Origin of the sequence: Vibrio sp. OPT46 (genome assembly GCF_015163535.1) — a bacterium.
GTDB classification, from domain to species: Bacteria; Pseudomonadota; Gammaproteobacteria; order Enterobacterales; family Vibrionaceae; genus Vibrio; species Vibrio alginolyticus.
Window position 1 is genome coordinate 1 of sequence record NZ_JADDYG010000804.1, and the last position, 479, is coordinate 479.

The 479-nt window shown below is 44.3% G+C and carries 1 protein-coding gene; it reads right to left on the reverse strand.

Translation table 11 applies throughout. From position 1 onward, the window contains the following. A partial coding sequence (locus IQR33_RS34695) for a pyridoxal-dependent decarboxylase (protein WP_228014191.1) occupies window positions 1-478 on the reverse strand: 478 nt, incomplete at its 3' end. Between the last annotated feature and the right edge of the window lies 1 nt (window position 479).

The following is a 479-nucleotide window of genomic DNA, read 5'->3' on the forward strand; positions in this document are numbered from 1 at the left end:
CTTCAATCAACGTGTCAAGTTTCTCTGTACTATCTAGATGTGGCATGGTGATAATATGAGCGACATCACCAGAATTAGCTAATGAGTGCTTTCGCCAGATGGGCTCTGATGGGCAAGGAAATACAACAGTATTGGAATTTTTGTTACGCCAAGCATTTATCCCTGCTTCTTGGAAGCGCTGCACTGTATATGCAGCCATGTCTAAGCAAAGCTGTACTTTGTCTTGCCAGTCTGAAAATGAATGACTTTTGATTGCAGTCCACATGAATAGGGCACTATGACCGTTTCTTGAGCCGCTGATGGTTTGATCGCGTGAAGAAATGTAATCAACCTCGACTGAAATCTGATCAACCATATGCCGCTTGGCAAGCACGATTCCACATGGGATCGGGGAGCCTATCATCTTATGGCCAGAGACGCTGATTGAATCAATACCATCTTCAAAGGAGTGGGGATGTGGTTTTTCAACAAATGGCATG